We start from the raw sequence: 548 nt of genomic DNA on the forward strand, positions 1-548 counted from the left end.
GTCGCGGCGGTTTGGTGATGATGGCAGAGGGGTTCCACGCGTACCCATCTCGAACACGACCGTTAAGCCCTCTAACGCCGATGGTACTTGGACCGCAGGGTCCTGGGAGAGTAGGAAGTTGCCAAGCCGACAAGCAAGGCCGATTCGAAGAGCAAGAAGTAGAAGAGCACCCCGCGAGGGTGCTTTTTTGCACGGTGCCGCTCCTCAGACGAGTGCGGCCCGGAATTTATGCGAAATTTCACATTGGTGCGGCTCGATAACGGGTCATTTGGGCGGTTTTGGACTAAACCGCTGCGCGAATATTGATTCCCCATAGACGGTTAACCCACCGCGGTTTCGTCCAAACGAATTAACTAAAGTCGTAGCTCCTGCTGCTCAAGGAGCCTTTTTTTCTGCTCGACTTCAGATAATTCGCTATTCATTATGCGAAAAACCGTTACTACTTAGGTACCGGGGATAACAAGTGTGCCGCGAAAAGCGTCGGTTAACGAGGAGAGAACGGGGAGTTTTTGTTTAATCAACGTGGAGATGACGCTCCGTAAACGCGC

General features: G+C 52.6%; 1 rRNA gene. It reads left to right on the forward strand.

Annotation, left to right across the window (positions count from 1 at the left end):
* Positions 1–10: 10 nt before the first annotated feature.
* A 5S ribosomal RNA gene (gene rrf / locus E6C55_RS33315) occupies positions 11–127 on the forward strand.
* The last annotated feature ends 421 nt before the right edge of the window (positions 128–548 follow it).

This window comes from Cohnella fermenti (genome assembly GCF_004801405.1).
Taxonomy (GTDB): domain Bacteria; phylum Bacillota; class Bacilli; order Paenibacillales; family Paenibacillaceae; genus Cohnella; species Cohnella fermenti.